A 17,504-nucleotide genomic window follows, 5' to 3' on the forward strand; every position below is an offset into this window, starting at 1 on the left:
AAATTAATGCATTAACTTAAAGATCAATTCTTTGAGGATTTTGGAGTTTTCGACTGCATTTACATCCACGCCCTTGGAACGCAAATCCGCCTCTTTGATGTACCCAAAACAATCAATAACCTTGCCCAATTGATAGTTTCTGGAGGCTGTTTTGTACTCTTTTACAAAGAAGGGATGCACGCCCAACAATCTCGCCAATTCTGCCTCTGCCAAATTCGCATTGCCATGTACCATAGCGATTTTGGAGAAAAAACTAAAGATCAGGGAAATCATCGGAATCAAGGGATGTGCCTTGGGGTTCTGCACAAAATAATGAATGATTTTATTGGCCTTCATCACATCCTTCACCCCTATTGCCTTGGTGAGCTCAAAATTGTTGTAGTCCTTATTGATCCCGATAAACTGGTGGATGTGCGCGGCAGTAATGGCGGTCGGTTCGGAAAAATTGATCAACATCTTGCCGATTTCATTGGTCAAAACTTCAAGGTTGTTGCCTATGCTCTCGGAAAGCAAAGTCGCCGTACGTGTATCGATCTTGTGTCCTTTGTCTTTGATATATTCCTCGATCCAAGGGGCAAGCTTCCATTCCTGGATTTTTTCCGTCTTGACTAAAATGGCCTTTTTATCCAGCTCTTTTGCTATTTTTCTTTTGCCATCAATGGATTTGTATTTGTGTGCAAAAACAAGAATGGTACTTGGGAGTGGGTTTTGAAGATAATTCATCAAAAGACTGTCGCCCAATTCCTTTCCCAAATCTGGAATGTTTTGGGCTTCCTTGACGATCACGACTTGTCTGTCGGCCATCATCGGGAATCTTCGTGCGTTTCCCAGGATCACATTCATGGGGTTGTCCTTGCCATACATGATGATTTGGTTGAATCCCTTCTCGTGTTCGGCGATGGCGTGCTTTTCGATATGGTCTGAAATCAAGTCAATAAAGTAGGGTTCATCTCCTTGCAAAAAATAAATCGGAGCATACTTCCCTGCTTTGATATCCTTTATAACGTCTTCTGGTTTGCTGGGCATAGGGGCTTTTTCAGGTCAAAGATAAAAATAATTCACTTTCTAAAAAGTTAAACCCGAAATAAGCATTCGGTTTCCTTTTAGGGGTTGAAACTGCAAAGAAATCAGTCTATTTGGAAAATAAGGAGCAGTACCAGTATGGTGAAGTCAATAATAGTAAAGAACCGGCTGATTATAAAGCATTATTAGGCCAGAATTGAATTGGTCATGCATAAAACGGGTTAAAGTCTCCACCTCTATTTATTATTTTAAACTTTCTCCGCCTTATTTTTGTCTATCTATAAACAAATAAAAGAAAACCGTGAGCAGATTCGATAAAGGTGTTGCTTTCTTCAGTGAAGGGAAATTTGAGAAGGCATTGGAAGTCATCAACAATTGCATAGCTGAGGAAAAAGGCAATACCGAATATTATTCTTTTAGAGCCAGGGTGTTGTCCAGGTTGGGCCGCTTTGATGCTTCTTTGTTGGATTTTGATTATTTGGTCGAAATGGAACCCTACAACACCAATTTTATCAGTGACCGGGCGGTGGTTTTGCACTTGCTGCAAAGACATCAGGAATCCTTGGAGGAATTTGATCGGGCCCTGAATCTTGATCCAAAGAATCCTTACCGATATTCCAGCCGGGCATTTTTGAAGGACCGAATCGGTGATTTTCAAGGAGCAATCGAAGATTATGAAAAAGCGATTGAACTGGATCCCGAAGATGCGGTGGCATACAACAACAAAGGAATGGTAGAGGAAAAACTCGGTTACGTGGATTTTTCCAAAAAGAGTTTTGAAAAAGCCGATGCATTGGTCGGAAAACAACCGAATCCAAACAGCGATATCAACCAGATTCCAGCCGATTCGGAAAACATTGAAAAAAAGAATGGGCTTGCCGATCATACTGCGCATGAACAACAAACCCAATCTAAATTATCTTTTCAGCATTTTCTTGGAACCTTCTTAAAAGTCCTCGGAGACAAAAATACAAGAGCCGAGTTTTTAAAATTTGTGAAATCAGGATTCAAGAAAAAAACCGATTAAGCTGTTTTGAGCACCAAGAATGGTTTATTGATGAAATAGGACATTTTTCGGGAAAGATTCTGGGCAAAGAGTTGGTCAAACCAGCTCTTTTTTGTGCTCAAGGTCACCAAAACATCTCCCTTTGAGGTAATTAGATAATTTTCAAGTCCCAAGCCAGGTTCATCTCTGTAAGATTTAAGAACATAATTGATCTTTTCATACCTGATGAAAGGCTTCAGTTCCTGAACCATGGTCAAGTGCAGCGATTTGTCAATCACTTTGATTTTGGTTCCAACATGCACAATATCTATTTCGCTTTCAAAAAAACCTGCCAATTCCACTATCTTTTGGACAGCGATTTTATCCTCTTCCAAGTAATCAGTGGCATAGACAAATTTTCTGGGCGCTTTGAAATACACTTTTCTTGGAATAAGGAAAACATCCACGGAAGACCGATCCACTACTTTGCTGGCTCTGGTTCCAATGAAATTCTTTTTGAAGTCATTGACGCCTTCAGTTCCCATCACGATCAAATCTGCATTTTTGGATTCGGCAAACTCCAAAATGGTGTCGACTGTTTTTCCTTCTACAAATTCGGCGGTGCAGGATTTGAGGCCTTTGGTCAGACTTTCCTCGTTTACGGTTTGTACCAAATTCTGGAGTTTTTTATTGATGAATCCGTATTGATCATCAATTCCAATCGTCCCTGAGGACAATTTTTGATAATCCTCCTTATTGGGAACATGAACCAAAAATAAATCGGCATTGTATTTTTCCCCTAATTTGGCAGCGTATTCTATTGCGTTTAAAGAACATTCGGAGAAGTCTGTTGGACAAATAATCGTAAAAGTTTTGTTCATGGGTTTTAAGTTAATAGCCTTTTTTTCTATCAATTTGGTTTTTAGGTGATTGATTAAGCTTCATTCGTTGATAATTCTCCACGATTTGAGGAGCTGCGGCATCCGGATTGGTGACGCTGGCAATATGCGGGGTGATGGTGATTTTTTCTGATTCCCAAAAAGGGTGATTTTTGGGAAGTGGTTCGTTTCTAAAGACATCCAGCAATGCACCTGAAATATAGCCATTTTCAATGGCTTCGATGAGATCTTCCTCCACCAAATGCTTTCCTCTGGCCACATTGATAAGGTAGGTTCCCTTGCTGCAATTTTTGAACAAGTCCAGATTCAGGTAATTTTCGGTATGAGGAGTCAAGGGCAGCAAGCAAACCAGTATGTTTACTTTCTTCAAAAACTCATTGATTTGGTTGCCATAATAGTAGGGGTAAGTTAAGCCTGATTTTTGGGAATAACCGTATCCAGACACATCAATGTTCAATGCCTGGAGTTTGTCGATCACGTCTCCACCCAATTCCCCAACTCCCAAAACCCCTACCCTGATGGAGATTTCCGGTCGACTCATGTCCCAAACCTTCTTTTTCTGGTTGATTTGATATCTTAGGGTTTGACGATGGTAATTGAGTATTCCCATGATCACGTAATTGGTCATGGAAAACGTCAGTTTTTTGTCCACGATTCGTGCGATGGGAAGTTCGGGCGATATTGATTCATCCGAAAGGATATGATCCACCCCTGCTCCCATCGAACAGATGAGTTTAAGGTTGGGAAAATCATTTAAAATTCCTTTTGGATGTTGCCAAAGCATTACTGCTTCAACCTCGCTTTTGTCGATGATCTCTGGATACACATAAACGGTGATGGATGGGTCTATTTTTTTGATGTTTTCAACCCACACCGCTACATTTCTACCTGGAGCTATAATTGCTAATGCCATTTTTTTTAAAATTCCTTAATTTCAATCTTTCGTATTTGACTAATTTTTCGACGTTGACATCTGCCAATTTAGTTAATCATTAGTCTAAATATAAACACCTTTTATCTAAACCCTGAAAAATTAATTATAATCGGAGCCAAAAATGAATTCTTAACCGTTATTTTTGAGTTTGCGTATTAAAAAGCAGTAGTAATCAAAACAAAACCAATTCAACAAAAATGAAAACCAAATACATCATTCTGTTTATGAGCTTGATTTTTTCCCTTAACATCGAAGGAATTGGTCAACAAATCCAAATGCCACAGGCCAGCCCATCTGCTCAAATCAGCCAGAAAGTTGGTCTTACCGATGTCACTGTCGAATACAGCCGACCGAGTACGAAAGGAAGAAAAATTTTCGGGGAACTGGTCCCTTTTGGAGAGGTTTGGAGAACGGGCGCAAATGCCGCGACCCTCATTACCTTTTCCACTGATGTCAACATCGAACGAAACCCTTTGCCAAAAGGTACCTATGCACTGTATTCCATCCCGGGTAAAAACGATTGGACAATCATTTTTTCTAAAAACACCAAACTTTGGGGATCTGTGGGATACAACCAAGAAGAGGACGTTTTCAGATTCAAAGTAAAACCGGGAAAAACTGGAAACAAATATGAGACGATGGAAATCACTTTCGTGGACATGACCGATACAGGAGCTTCGCTTTCCATCAAATGGGAAAATACAAGAGTTAAGTTCAGGATAGAAACCGAAGTGGATGAGATCGTCATGGCCGAAATCAAGGCAATGGTCATCGACAAAGAGCCAGAGAATCCAGGGTTGTACTATCAAGCTGCCAATTACTATTTCACCACCGGCAAAGACCTCAACACCGCTTTGGAATGGATTACCAAATCTGTTGAAAGTGATCCGAAATATTGGACCATGCACCTCAAAGCCAAAATCGAACTTGGTCTTGGCATGAAAAAAGAAGCTGCAGAAAGCGCCAAAAAATCAATGGAAATGGCCAGGGAGGCAAAAAACCCTGATTATGTCAGTCTCAATGAGCGTTTGATCAAATCCATCAAATAGAAGATAGGTTTTGTGGATTGAATATGGCAAGGACCTTTGGATACAATGATATTTTTCCAAGAGAAGTGAAAATGATTTGAATTCATTTAAAGTCCCTATAGAATGTACAAAGAATTAGAAATCGAAAAGTGGTCCAGAAAGGACCACTTTCGTTTTTTCAGCCAATTTGAAGAACCGTTTTTTGGGGTCACTGTTCAGTTAGATTGCCAAGGCCCACGCCTACAGCAAGAAGCATGGAGTTTCTTTTTTTCTTTATTATCTTCATTTTTCTCTTGTTGCAGCCAACCAGGCAAGGCTTTTCCGGTATCGTATCCAAGAGCATCGGGTTTTGGTGTATGAAAAAACCAATGCTTCACCGACGATCAACCGGCCGGATGGTACTTTTGGGTTTTCCTATATGGAATATGATGCCGATTTTGAAAGTTTTCACCTTTCAGCGAAGAAAGAAATTGAAAGGGTACAAAAAAGCACTGGACTCCAATCCGCCATGTCTGGAGAAAATGTGATCCATTATTCCTCCCTTCCCTGGATAAATTTTTCGTCCCTGTCCCATGCCAGAAGCTTTGCCATCAAGGACAGCTGTCCAAAATTTCCTATGGGAAAATGATGGATTTTGAGGGGAAAAAAGTCATGCCTTTGGCCATTCATGTCCACCATGCCTTAATGGATGGGACTCATGTAGGAGAATTCCTGGAAAAATTTCAAAACCTGATGAATCAAGAATAATCTAAAAGTACTAAAGTAAAAAAAGAAATAAAATTGCTCCAATTTGCGAAATCAACCTATACAATCGTTTGCGGAGCGATGGAGAGAAAAATAAAAAGTATTTTCTTCAACAAAAACGGATAGTTTTTAATAAAATCTTAATTTTGTGTCTGTATTCTTAAAAAAATCATTACAAAAATGCTCACAGGCAAAAAATTCATCATAGATTTTGACAGTACCTTTACTCAAGTGGAAGCCTTGGATATCTTGGGTGAAATCAGTTTGAAAAACGATGTAAACCGAGATCAAAAACTCAAATCCATAAAAGACATCACGGATGGCGGCATGGAAGGAACCGTAACCTTTCGGGAAAGCCTCGAAAAAAGGGTCGATTTGTTGAAGGCCACCAAGTCCCAAATCGGCGAATTGGTTGAGGTTTTGAAAAGTAAAGTGTCCACCTCTTTTCAACGAAACAAAGAATTTTTTGTCGAAAATGCAGAAAACATCTATATTATTTCGAACGGTTTCAAGGACTTCATCACGCCGATCGTCGGTGAATTTGGAATCAGCCCCGACAATGTGTTTGCCAATGATTTTGTTTACGATGAAAATGAAAATATCGTCGATTTCAATCGAGACAATGTCCTTTCCAAAAACGGAGGGAAATCAGAGACCATCAAAAGATTGAAGCTGGAAGGTGATATCTATGTCATCGGCGATGGCTACACCGACTATGAAATAAAAGCTGCCGGATTGGCCAACAAGTTCTACGCGTTTACCGAAAACGTGGAAAGGTTAAAGGTTACTTCATTGGCAGACCACATCGCCCCTAGTTTAGATGAAATCCTATATATCAATAAGATGAACAAAAAATATTCCTACCCAAAAAGCCGTATCAATGTCCTCTTGCTGGAAAATGTCCATCCCATAGCGGTGGAATTGCTACAAAAAGAAGGATACAATGTAGAAGTGGTCACTTCTGCCCTCAATGAAGAGGAACTTGCCGAAAAGATCAAGAACGTATCCGTCTTGGGTATCCGTTCCAAAACCAATGTCACCAAGAAAGTCTTGGAAAATGCCAATAGGCTCATCTCCATCGGCGCATTCTGCATCGGCACCAATCAGATTGATTTGGAAACCTGTCAGGAAAAAGGCATCGCTGTTTTCAATGCACCTTTCAGCAATACCCGTTCTGTGGTGGAATTGGCCATCGCCGAAATCATCTTTTTGATGCGTAACCTTGCCGACAAAAGTACAGCCATGCACCAAGGCAAGTGGGACAAATCAGCTACTGGCAGTTTTGAAATCAGAGGTAAAAAACTGGGTATTGTCGGTTATGGAAATATCGGTGCCCAACTGTCTGTCCTTGCGGAAAACATGGGCTTGAATGTTTTTTATTATGACGTGATCGAAAGACTTGCCTTGGGCAATGCGACCAAGGTGGATTCATTGGACGAACTGCTGTCCCTAAGTGACATCGTATCCCTTCATGTGGATGGCCGAAAGGAGAACAAAAACCTAATCAACCGTGAAAAGATCGCTTTGATGAAACAAGGTGCGATTCTGGTCAATCTGAGCAGAGGACATGTGGTCGAAATAGGCGCTTTGAAAGATGCCATCGTTTCAGGCCACTTAGCTGGAACCGCAGTAGATGTATTTCCGGAGGAACCAAAAAACAACAAGGAACCATTCGTATCCGAATTGATCGGTCTCCCCAATACGATCCTTACCCCCCATATCGGTGGATCCACATTGGAAGCCCAGGAAAATATCGCCCGCTTCGTGCCTGGAAAAATTATGGAATATATCAACACCGGGAATACATACAACTCGGTCAATTTCCCGAACATTCAGCTGCCATTCCTTCAGTCGGCGCACAGGTTGATCCATATCCATATGAATGAACCCGGCGTTTTGGCCAAAATCAATTTGAGCCTGGCAAATTTCAACATCAACATCGTCGGGCAATACCTCAAGACAAATGAAAAAATCGGCTACGTGATCACGGATATTGACAAAGCCTATTCACCTGAATTGATCGATGCGATGAAGCAGATTCCGGGAACCATCCGTTTCAGGGTCTTGTATTGATTCCTGTATTTTTCTGGACAAAGGGAGTTTACAAAAGGAAGGCGATGCTACAATTCTGAAATTTCCCACTTCAAATGAATAATCAAAAAAGGCTGAAATCTCTGGATTTCAGCCTTTTTTGATTATGGCATTGCTCTTTGTCTGGGATTATTTCTCTTTCTTTATCCGGGGAATCAATTTCACTTTTTGGCTTTCGGTTTTTTTCCTCATCCGCATGTTCAGCAGCTCGATGGTCAAGGAGAAGAATACGGCAAAATAAATATACCCTTTTGGCACTTCCACATGGAATCCTTCGACCAGCAGCATAAACCCGATTAGAATCAGAAACGACAAGGCCAGAATCTGTAAAGTCGGATTTTGGTTGATAAACCTGCTGATCTTTCCGGCAAAAGCCATCATCACCCCCAAGGCGATGACCACGGCAATAATCATGATAAGGACTTCCTTGACCAAACCAACTGCAGTAAGGATACTGTCAAAGGAAAAAATGATATCCAGAAGAATGATCTGAAGAATCACATTGGATATTTTCTTCGCCGAATTTGGCTTGACCTCTTCGGTGACTCCTTCCATTTTGTGATGGATTTCCACAGTGGATTTGAAGAGCAGGAAAAGACCGCCAAATGCAAGTATCAAATCCCTCCCACTCATCTCAAAATCAAAAACCATGATCAGGGGTTGGGTAAATTGGATGATGTAGGAAATCCCCAAAAGCAAAGCGATTCTAAAAACCAAGGCAAATGCCAAACCGATGTTCCGGGCTTTCGCTTGTTGGTGTTCTGGTAATTTGTTAGAGATAATGGAAATGAATATGATATTGTCTACACCCAACACAATTTCCAAAAATGTCAAGGTCAGCAATGCAATCCAAGCTTCTGTATGCAGGAATATTTCCATTTTTGAGTTTTGATTTAATCACAAATTAACAAATAGAAATCGTCGTTTTTTTATCCGGAATGGGTATTTAATTTTCTAGGAATCCTTGTTTGAAAAGGTAAGTGAAGTGTTCCTATGGGATTCATTTATTTTTTATTTTCTTTGTCCTATTCAAATCCCCCAAAACATGAAAATCATTGCCATCGGCAGAAATTATACCGAGCATATCGAAGAGTTAAAGAATGAAAGATCGGATGCTCCTGTTGTTTTTCTCAAACCAGACACTGCCCTTTTGAAGAACAATGCCCCTTTTTATCACCCTGACTTTTCCGAAAACATCCACCATGAGGTAGAAATCGTTTTGAAAGTATGCAAGGAGGGAAAACACATCAAGAAGGAATTTGCATCCCGCTACTTTGATGAGATTGGGATTGGTATCGATTTTACGGCAAGGGATCTTCAGGACAAGTGCAAAGCAAAAGGACTTCCGTGGGAAATCGCCAAAGCTTTCAACGGTTCGGCCCCTATCGGACAGTTTATTCCCATAAAGGAAATCCGGGATACTCAAAACATCAATTTTCACTTGCTGATCAATGGCGAATTGAAACAAAAAGGAAATACTTCCATGATGCTCTTTGATTTCGAAACCATCATTGCGTATGTGTCCAATTTCTTTACCCTTAAAAAAGGAGACCTCATCTTTACGGGAACTCCTGCCGGTGTCAGCAAAGTGAGCATCGGTGACCATTTAGAAGCATTTATTGAAGACCAGAAGCTGTTGGATTTTGAAATTAAATAAAGTTCTTTTCGTAGTGCTCCTGCTGTTGCCAAGTTGGCTGCAGGCACAGGATTATCTTTTTCCGGTCAAACCGGGTCAGCGCAATTTGCTTTCGGGAAATTTCAGTGAAATCAGACCCAATCATTTTCACAGTGGCATTGACGTGAAAATAGGAGGCGTTGACGGAGAACCCATCCTCGCCATTGCCGACGGCTATATCTACCGAATGAAAGTTTCCTCTTTCGGATATGGAAATGTCATTTACATGAAACACCACAACGGTCAATATTCCGTCTATGGGCATCTGCGAAATCTCTCTCCCAAAATCATGGATTTTATGAGGAAGGAGATGTATTTCGCGCAGAAAAATGAGTTGGAAATCTATCCGGATCCTGAATTTTTACCCATAAAAAGAGGCGAAATAATCGGCAATGGAGGAAATACAGGAGGATCAGCAGGACCGCACCTTCATTTTGAAATCCGGGACAGCTTGGACAGGGCGATAGATCCACTCATATTCGGTTTTTCCGAAGTGGTGGACAAGACCCCTCCTATTTTGTACCGAGTTGCCCTACGGCCACTTGACTTCAATTCAAGAGTGAATGGCAAATACCAGAGACAGGAGTTTACCCCCATTTTGGAAGGAGGACGCTATATTTTACCCCAGACGGTTAAAATTTCGGGACAGGTAGGTTTGGAAGTTTATGGTGTGGACAAGCAAGACGGGGTCAACAATATTTTTGGAATCCCCATTTATGAGCTTTTTGAAGACAAGAAGCCTCTTTTCCGGATAAATGTAGACCATATTGATTTCAGCATGGGCAGGTTTTTGCTTTTGCATACCCATCAGAACAGGTTCATCAGGCTATACAACAATCCCAATAATCCGATGAACATCTATGAGATGGAGAACCTCCAAACTGGTGCCATAAGCGCCAAAACGGGGCAGAAAAAGCAACTCCAAGTAAACCTGAAGGATGTCTACGGAAACAGCAGAATGGTCAACATTTCCGTAGAAGGCGAAGATTACCAACAATTCCAAAAAGGAGAAGCCGGTGCAGACAAGGTGACTCGGGTAACCTTTGACAGAGAGGTCATGATGATCACCACGGGATTGTCCGAAAGGGGAACTTTGGCAAAGGTGTATGCCAAAAGTCTTGCCATGGAAATACCACCTGCATACACCACCGAAGGGAGAAGAACTTATCTCTGGGACATGAATTTTGGGATTCCCGATTCCATAGACCTTTGCACCGAGATCCTTTTTCCAGAAGTATTGGCAAAAATCCCTTTTGGAGAGGAATTTTCTTTTGCCAATACGGTTCTACAGCTCAAATTCGAAAAAAACACGCTTTTGGATGACCTTTTTCTTCAGGCCAAAAAAAGCCTGAACAATGGAATGCCATCCCTTAAAATCAATGGGTCTGCTGATTACCTTCAAAACAGTATGGAGGTTCTTTTCAAAAGAACAGGATTTACTGGCAACAAAAGCAGAACCCATATCTATAATCTGGCTGAGAATGGCAGAAAAAGTTTCGTTGGAGGTGAATGGGAAGGGGATGATATTCGGTTTAAAACCAGAAATTTTGGTACTTTTGTTCTTGACCAAGATCAGGTGCCTCCAGTAATCAGCCCCGTACAAGTCACCGCAGGAGATTTGAAGTTTAAAATCACGGATGATAAGTCAGGTATAAGGGATTTTGAAGCCTACGTGGATGGCAATTGGGTGCTGATGCGGTACGAACACAAACAATCCCTCATTTGGTCCGAGAAATTGGAGAAAAAGCCTTTTAAGGGAGAAGTTTTATTGAAAGTAAGGGACATGGCAGGAAACGAATCCCAATACAAAACGACCATTAAATAGATTGTAACTTTTAAATATTCAAGAAATGTCATTAGAAGTAGGAAAACCAGCACCGGATTTTGAGGCCAAAGACCAAGATGGAAACCTCATCAAATTGTCTGATTTTAAAGGAAAAAAAGTGGTCCTTTATTTTTATCCAAAAGACAATACCCCTGGCTGCACCACGCAGGCCTGTAACCTTCGGGACAATTATGAAGCCCTCCAAAAAGCAGGTTATGTGATTTTGGGCATCTCCAGTGATTCCGAAAAATCCCACAAAAAATTCATAGAAAAGCAATCCCTTCCCTTTCCATTGATCGCTGATGAGGACCTTAAGGTCCACGAGGCCTACGGAACCTGGGTAGAGAAATCCATGTACGGTCGTCAATACATGGGCACCGCCCGGACCACTTTCATCATTGATGAAGCGGGCATGCTTTCCGAGATCATCCAAAAAGTAAATACTAAAGATCATACCAACCAAATTCTTAAATAATTCCAATACAATGGAAAAACAATCAATCGATCAACTTAAAGGAATATGTAATCAAGTCAGAAGGGACGCTTTGCGCATGGTGCATGCGGTTCAGTCTGGTCATCCAGGTGCAGCTTTGGGTTGTACCGAGTTCGTAGTCGCCCTTTATTTCCAGGAAATGGAACACAACAAGGACTTTAACATTGATGGCCCGGGTGAGGACCTTTTCTTCATGTCAAACGGCCATGTTTCCGCGCTTTGGTACAGTGTACTCGCAAGAAGTGGTTACTTCAATGTAGCCGAGCTGGCGACATTCAGGAAAATCAACAGCAGACTCCAAGGCCATCCAGCAACGGAAGAACACCTTCCAGGTATCCGGATTGCTTCAGGATCGCTTGGACAAGGCTTGTCCGTAGGAATTGGCGCAGCCCAAAGCAAAAAAATCAACAAGGACGATAAATTGGTCCATGTGATGATGGGTGATGGAGAGCAACAAGAAGGTCAAGTATGGGAAGCGGCCATGTATGCGGCGCACCACAAAATTGACAACCTGATCGCTACCATCGATTATAACGGACAGCAGATCGATGGCCCTACGGCCAAGATTATGGATCTCATGAATCTGAAGGCCAAATATGAGGCATTTGGTTGGGAAGTGGTTGAAACCAAGGCTGGCAACGACATGGAAGCCGTCTTGAAAGGATTACAAACAGCCAAAGGACTTACTGGAAAAGGCAAGCCAGTATTGAATCTGCTTTACACAGAAATGGGTTACGGCGTTGATTTTATGGTCGGCACGCACAAATGGCACGGAATAGCGCCAGATGATGCCCAGTTGGAAAATGCACTTGGACAATTGGAAGAAACCTTAGGAGACTATTAATCAAACCCAAGTAGGCGAATTCAAGCTTCGCCTGACTGGACCAAAAAACAACATTATACAATGGAAAAGACCCTTGACTTAAAATACACTTTTACCGAGAAAAAAGATACACGTTCCGGTTTTGGAGACGGCTTATTGGAAGCTGGTAGAAAAAACCCAAATGTAGTTGGCCTTTGTGCCGATCTTATCGGATCCCTTAAAATGGGCGCATTTCAAAAAGAATTCCCTGAGCGTTTCTTTCAGGTGGGTATCGCAGAAGCCAACATGATGGGCATTGCGGCGGGCATGACCATCGGCGGAAAAATCCCCTTTACTGGAACTTTCGCCAACTTCTCCACAGGAAGGGTTTATGACCAAATCAGACAATCCATCGCCTATTCCGACAAGAATGTCAAAATCTGTGCATCACATGCGGGATTGACTCTTGGAGAAGATGGGGCTACCCACCAGATATTGGAAGATCTCGGCATGATGAAAATGCTGCCCAACATGACCGTCATCAATCCATGCGATTACAACCAGACCAAAGCAGCAACTTTGGCCATCGCTGAGTATGTTGGTCCTGTTTATTTGAGATTTGGCCGTCCAAGTTGGCCGATCTTCACCCCTGCCAATCAGAAATTCGAAATCGGGAAAGCCTGGAAGATGATTGAAGGCACTGATGTGACTATTTTTGCTACCGGCCATTTGGTTTGGGAAGCGGTAGTTGCTGAAGCAATGTTGAGAGAAGAAGGGATTTCGGCTGAGGTGATCAATATCCATACAATCAAGCCTTTGGACGTGGAAGCTATCCTGGCATCGGTATCCAAAACAGGATGTTGTGTGTCGGCAGAGGAACACCAATACAATGGTGGATTGGGTGACAGCATTGCCCAGACTTTGTCTAGAAATCAACCTGCACCACAAGAGTTTGTAGGTGTGGATGATTCCTTTGGAGAATCCGGAACGCCAACCCAACTGTTGGAAAAATATGGCTTGAATGCAGAAAACATCGTAAAAGCTGCCAAGCGCGCCATCAAAAGAAAATAATACAAGCAGAAATACAATGAAGTTTGAGGATTTGGGTTTGGAAATGATTTTCCGATTCAATTGCCTCAAACTTCATTTTTTTTTAATCTCAATTACAATTTTCTCACCCAGATATTTCTGAAGCGCACCAAATCCCCATGGTCCTGAAGAACTATTGGCAATTCTGAAGGATGGGCCAGATAATTGGGAATACCGATATATTCCGTTGGTCCTTTCAATTCCACTGCATTTTGTACCAAAACCCCATTGTGAATCAAGGTGACTTTAGCCGGAACCAGAAGGATCCCATCTGCATTGAACCTTGGTCCTGTGAAGAAAATATCATACGTGTTCCATTCACCCGGAGCTTTGGTTGCATTGACCAAAGGCACATGTTGTTTGTAGATACTTCCTGCCTGACCGTTTGAATAAGTCCTGCTTTCGTAAGAATCCAACACTTGTACTTCATATTTACCCATCAGGAAAATCCCACTGTTGCCTCTCCCCTGTCCTTCACCTTTGATGACTGTTGGGGAGGCCCATTCAACGTGAAGTTGCATGTCCCCATAGGAATCCTTCGTACGGATGTCGCCAGTTTTGGGCACGACGGTCATGGCACCATTTTCGACTTTCCATTCGGCGGCATTCCCCGTTCTTAAACTTTGAAAATTATTGAGATTTTTTCCGTCGAAAATCACGATAGCATCAGAGGGTGCCAGGTGGTTTTCGGCTCCGGCAGTCACTTTTCTGGGAACAGGTTCCCAAAATTCAGTGGCCTCCGGTGGAAGTTTGATGTCTTTTTGTTGGGCGAAAAGGGGAAATGCTGCCATCATGGCCACGCAAGTAAACCCATGCTTTAAAATTTTCATAATTGGTTATTAAGGTTTTTGAATATTAAATGGTCAATTTAATTCAATAATCAGCGATTCAAAAACCGTTGATGGATTTTTGATTTTTGAAATTGTCCCTTTTGGTTACATTCATAAAAAAATATCAACCTATGCAAAAATATTACCTGTTGTCTGCATTGCTTTTGGTGGTTTTGTTTCCGTCAATGGCCCAAAAAGACTATTTCTTTCCTGATGAAACTTTTTCTCCCTCCATTCCTTCACCCGAAGATTATTTTGGTTACCCGATCGGAGATTGGCATACGCGGTATGATTTGATGATTTCCTACTTCGAAAAACTTGCGGAAAGTTCCGATAGAGCAAGCTTGGAAGTCATTGGTTACACCAATCAAAGAAGACCCATCGTGGTCTTCACCATCAGCAATCCTGCAAATATCCAAAACCTTGAAGGTATCCGGACACAGCATCTCCGATTGGTGGATCCATCGCTGGCCCTGCCGGATGTATCCAAAATGCCCGCCATCGTCAATTTGGCATACAGCGTCCATGGAAATGAGCCCTCTACCACAGAAGCCGCTATCCTGACGGCTTATTGGTTGGTCGCCTCAGAAAGCGACAAAGCCAAAAACATCCGGGAAAACGCGGTGGTATTGATCGATCCAGCCATCAACCCAGACGGAAGAGACCGACACAGCAATTGGGTAAACATGCACAAAAGTTTTCCGGCAGTCGCCGATCCACTGGACAGGGAGCACAATGAGATCTGGCCCAGTGGCAGGGTCAACCATTATTGGTTTGATCTCAACAGAGATTGGTTGCCTTTGGCCCAAGTGGAGCTCCAAACCAAGATAAAGTGGTACCACAGCTGGTATCCGAATGTCGTCGGTGATTTTCACGAAATGGGAACCAACAGTACCTACTTTTTTGAGCCCACCAAGCCCTTTGGAAGCGAAAACCCCATTATCCCCAGAAAAAACTACGAGGAGATCAACAATAAATTTGCAGGTTACTTTGCCAAGGCATTGGATGATTTGGGAAGCCTGTACTGGACAAAAGAAGTTTTTGACAACAGCTATCCGGGTTATGGATCCACCTATCCAGACATTCAGGGTGGACTTGGACTTGTCTTCGAACAGGGAAGTTCCAGGGGACATGTCCAAAACTCACAAAGAGGTGACATCACCTTTGCTTTTACCATCAGGAATCAATTGGCCACCTCAATGGCGACATTGGAAGCGGCCGTGAACGAAAGGGAATACATGCACCGCTATTTGCGGGAATATTTTGAGACCGCCATAACCGAGGCGGGAAAGGATAAATCAAAAGCTTATGTTTTTGGCGATGAATATGATGAATCCCGCAACCGGCTTTTCCTAAAACTGCTTCTGGATCATAAAATCAAGGTGTTTGAAAACCAAAAAGATTTGTCTTCCGAAGGCAAATCCTTCAAAAAAGGAAAATCATGGATTGTGCCTACCTCCCAGCCCCAATACAGAATGGTCAGGACGATGTTTGAGAAAGTGACTACCTTTTCCGATTCCGTGTTCTATGACGCTTCCTCCTGGACCATGGCCCTGGCCTATGGGATTCCCTATTCTTCTCAAAGTGCTGCTGCAGCTGGAAACGAAATCCTTGTACTCCCAGAACTTGACTTGAATTTCCCAGAGCTTGGAAAGTATGTGGCTTATTTGGCGGATTGGTCGGATTACTTTGCCCCAAAACTGCTCCATCAGCTTCAGGAGGCTGGAGTACATGTGGAAACCACTGCCGTTCCTTTCACCTCCAATACCAACCAAGGCGCAAAGGAATTTCCAGCAGGTTCACTGATCATTCCAACCGGTTTTCAAAAATTGAACCCCGAAGAACTCAGGGCTGCGGTCCAAAAAGCTGCCGATGGTTCTTCACAGCACATTTGGGCGACCACAACAGGTTTCAGTGCCAAAGGAATCGACTTGGGAAGCAATAATGTTTCCGCAGTCACTGTTCCAAAGGTGCTCATGCTCATCGGGCAAGGTACCTCCCAATACGAAGCTGGAGAAATTTGGCACTTAATGGATACGAAAGTTGGTATGCCGATGTCAAAAGTGGATGTGTCCCTTTTCGGAAGGATCAACCTTTTCGATTTCACCACGCTCATCCTGCCTTCGGGTAATTACAACGCTTTGACCTCAGGTCAAATCAATCATTTGAAGGATTGGCTCTCAAAAGGCGGAACATTGATTTCCCTAAGATCTGCCAGCCAATGGCTCCAAAGCCAGGAAATCGTCAAGGAAGAATACCTGACCGTGGATGCAGAAAAGGAACCTGATCTCCTTTCTTTCGCTAACCAAAGGAATTATCAAGGCGCCAAAAATATTGGTGGAAGTATCTATTTGGCCAATTTGGACACCAGCCATCCTTTGGGTTATGGCTATCGGAGCAACGAAATCCCGGTGTACCGAAACAGCACCATTTTCTTCAAGCCCTCCAAAATCAAATACCAAACCCCGGTAAGATACACTTCCAATCCCCTGCTGGGCGGATATATTTCGGATTCAAATCTCGAAAAAATCAAGTCCAGTGCCAGTGTTTTTGTCTCAGAAGTGGGTTCAGGTCGGGTCATCCATTTCATTGACAATCCAAACTTTAGAGGTACTTGGTTTGGAACCAACAAGTTGTTTTTCAATGCCATATTCTTTGGAAATAAAATGTAGGAAGTAAACAGGTTGCTCATGTGGGTTGCCTCTATTTTACCCTTTCCAAGTTCAAATGAATCTGGTTTCCTCAAACCATTTTCAAGAACAATTGAAACAAAGCCCCGCTTTCCAGCGGGGCTTTGTTTTGTTAGCCATTAATTGAAAAGTTGACTGAATTGGATAAACCTAAATGTAGATGCGGCTTTAAAGAAGTTGAAACTTATACTCGCAATCCCCAATATATCAGGCATTTATTTTTTTCTGGGATCTTATGGTGTTTTAGGAGTCCCTTTTTAGCGTTTGTTCTGATTTTCCTTATGGTTCCAAGTGGGCAAACATTTCGGTCGTGCCGATGGCACTTTGATTGGAAGATTGGTTGCTTCTTCCCCACAATAAATTATGGGGTTAAGATTTCGGTCGTGCCGATGGCAC

General features: G+C 42.4%; 16 protein-coding genes. 11 read left to right on the forward strand and 5 right to left on the reverse strand.

Annotated elements, in window-relative coordinates; genetic code table 11:
* Positions 1-3 precede the first annotated feature (3 nt).
* Entirely contained in the window at positions 4-1,026 is a 1,023-nt protein-coding gene (holA, locus tag F824_RS0121830) for a DNA polymerase III subunit delta (RefSeq protein ID WP_019600075.1), read from the reverse strand.
* 298 nt (positions 1,027-1,324) lie between these two features.
* On the opposite strand from holA, the gene F824_RS0121835 reads away from it, so the two are divergent.
* Entirely contained in the window at positions 1,325-2,050 is a 726-nt protein-coding gene (locus F824_RS0121835) for a tetratricopeptide repeat protein (RefSeq protein ID WP_019600076.1), read from the forward strand.
* Here F824_RS0121835 and F824_RS0121840 read toward each other — a convergent pair.
* Together F824_RS0121840 and F824_RS0121845 are read right to left on the reverse strand one after the other, a co-directional pair.
* Positions 2,047-2,889: a universal stress protein gene (locus F824_RS0121840; protein WP_019600077.1), complete on the reverse strand. Its 843-nt coding sequence runs from the start codon at positions 2,887-2,889 to the stop codon at positions 2,047-2,049. The genes F824_RS0121835 and F824_RS0121840 overlap by 4 nt on opposite strands.
* A gap of 10 nt (positions 2,890-2,899) precedes the next feature.
* Positions 2,900-3,820 carry a 2-hydroxyacid dehydrogenase gene (locus F824_RS0121845; RefSeq protein ID WP_019600078.1) on the reverse strand — a complete coding sequence of 307 codons (921 nt, stop codon included), beginning with the start codon at positions 3,818-3,820 and terminating at the stop codon, positions 2,900-2,902.
* 218 nt (positions 3,821-4,038) lie between these two features.
* Between F824_RS0121845 and F824_RS0121850 the strand changes: the two genes are divergently transcribed.
* The 4 genes from F824_RS0121850 (at position 4,039) to serA (ending at position 7,686) form a co-directional block, all read left to right on the forward strand.
* A complete protein-coding gene (locus F824_RS0121850) occupies positions 4,039-4,890 on the forward strand; it encodes a DUF2911 domain-containing protein (protein WP_019600079.1) in 852 nt (283 codons plus the stop codon).
* 202 nt (positions 4,891-5,092) lie between these two features.
* Positions 5,093-5,497 (forward strand): CatA-like O-acetyltransferase, encoded by a 405-nt coding sequence (locus F824_RS27870; protein WP_169368241.1) that lies wholly within the window; start codon positions 5,093-5,095, stop codon positions 5,495-5,497.
* Positions 5,494-5,616 carry a CatA-like O-acetyltransferase gene (locus F824_RS28095; protein ID WP_022582203.1) on the forward strand — a complete coding sequence of 41 codons (123 nt, stop codon included), beginning with the start codon at positions 5,494-5,496 and terminating at the stop codon, positions 5,614-5,616. The genes F824_RS27870 and F824_RS28095 overlap by 4 nt, the downstream gene beginning before the upstream one ends.
* A gap of 177 nt (positions 5,617-5,793) precedes the next feature.
* A complete protein-coding gene (serA, locus tag F824_RS0121860) occupies positions 5,794-7,686 on the forward strand; it encodes a phosphoglycerate dehydrogenase (protein ID WP_019600081.1) in 1,893 nt (630 codons plus the stop codon).
* Between the two features lie 147 nt (positions 7,687-7,833).
* Here serA and F824_RS0121865 read toward each other — a convergent pair whose 3' ends face one another.
* Positions 7,834-8,583 (reverse strand): TerC family protein, encoded by a 750-nt coding sequence (locus tag F824_RS0121865; RefSeq protein WP_019600082.1) that lies wholly within the window; start codon positions 8,581-8,583, stop codon positions 7,834-7,836.
* Positions 8,584-8,749: 166 nt separating this feature from the next.
* On the opposite strand from F824_RS0121865, the gene F824_RS0121870 reads away from it, so the two are divergent.
* The 5 genes from F824_RS0121870 to F824_RS0121890 are packed head-to-tail and all read left to right on the forward strand — an operon-like array spanning position 8,750 to position 13,570.
* Entirely contained in the window at positions 8,750-9,361 is a 612-nt protein-coding gene (locus F824_RS0121870; protein ID WP_026333854.1) for a fumarylacetoacetate hydrolase family protein, read from the forward strand.
* Positions 9,348-11,204: a M23 family metallopeptidase gene (locus F824_RS0121875; protein ID WP_019600084.1), complete on the forward strand. Its 1,857-nt coding sequence runs from the start codon at positions 9,348-9,350 to the stop codon at positions 11,202-11,204. The genes F824_RS0121870 and F824_RS0121875 overlap by 14 nt, the downstream gene beginning before the upstream one ends.
* Before the next feature lie 25 nt (positions 11,205-11,229).
* A complete protein-coding gene (gene bcp / locus F824_RS0121880) occupies positions 11,230-11,679 on the forward strand; it encodes a thioredoxin-dependent thiol peroxidase (RefSeq protein WP_019600085.1) in 450 nt (149 codons plus the stop codon).
* Positions 11,680-11,689: 10 nt separating this feature from the next.
* Positions 11,690-12,541, forward strand: a complete 852-nt coding sequence (locus F824_RS0121885; RefSeq protein ID WP_019600086.1) for a transketolase — start codon at positions 11,690-11,692, stop codon at positions 12,539-12,541.
* Positions 12,542-12,601: 60 nt separating this feature from the next.
* Positions 12,602-13,570, forward strand: coding sequence for a transketolase family protein (locus F824_RS0121890; RefSeq protein WP_019600087.1), 969 nt, complete (start codon positions 12,602-12,604; stop codon positions 13,568-13,570).
* 92 nt (positions 13,571-13,662) lie between these two features.
* Here the strand turns inward: F824_RS0121890 and F824_RS0121895 are convergent, their stop codons facing one another.
* Positions 13,663-14,418 carry a 3-keto-disaccharide hydrolase gene (locus tag F824_RS0121895; protein WP_019600088.1) on the reverse strand — a complete coding sequence of 252 codons (756 nt, stop codon included), beginning with the start codon at positions 14,416-14,418 and terminating at the stop codon, positions 13,663-13,665.
* A gap of 131 nt (positions 14,419-14,549) precedes the next feature.
* On the opposite strand from F824_RS0121895, the gene F824_RS0121900 reads away from it, so the two are divergent.
* Positions 14,550-17,090 (forward strand): M14 metallopeptidase family protein, encoded by a 2,541-nt coding sequence (locus tag F824_RS0121900; protein WP_019600089.1) that lies wholly within the window; start codon positions 14,550-14,552, stop codon positions 17,088-17,090.
* Positions 17,091-17,504: the final 414 nt, after the last annotated feature.

Source organism: Rhodonellum psychrophilum GCM71 = DSM 17998 (genome assembly GCF_000381545.1).
Taxonomy (GTDB): Bacteria; Bacteroidota; Bacteroidia; order Cytophagales; family Cyclobacteriaceae; genus Rhodonellum; species Rhodonellum psychrophilum.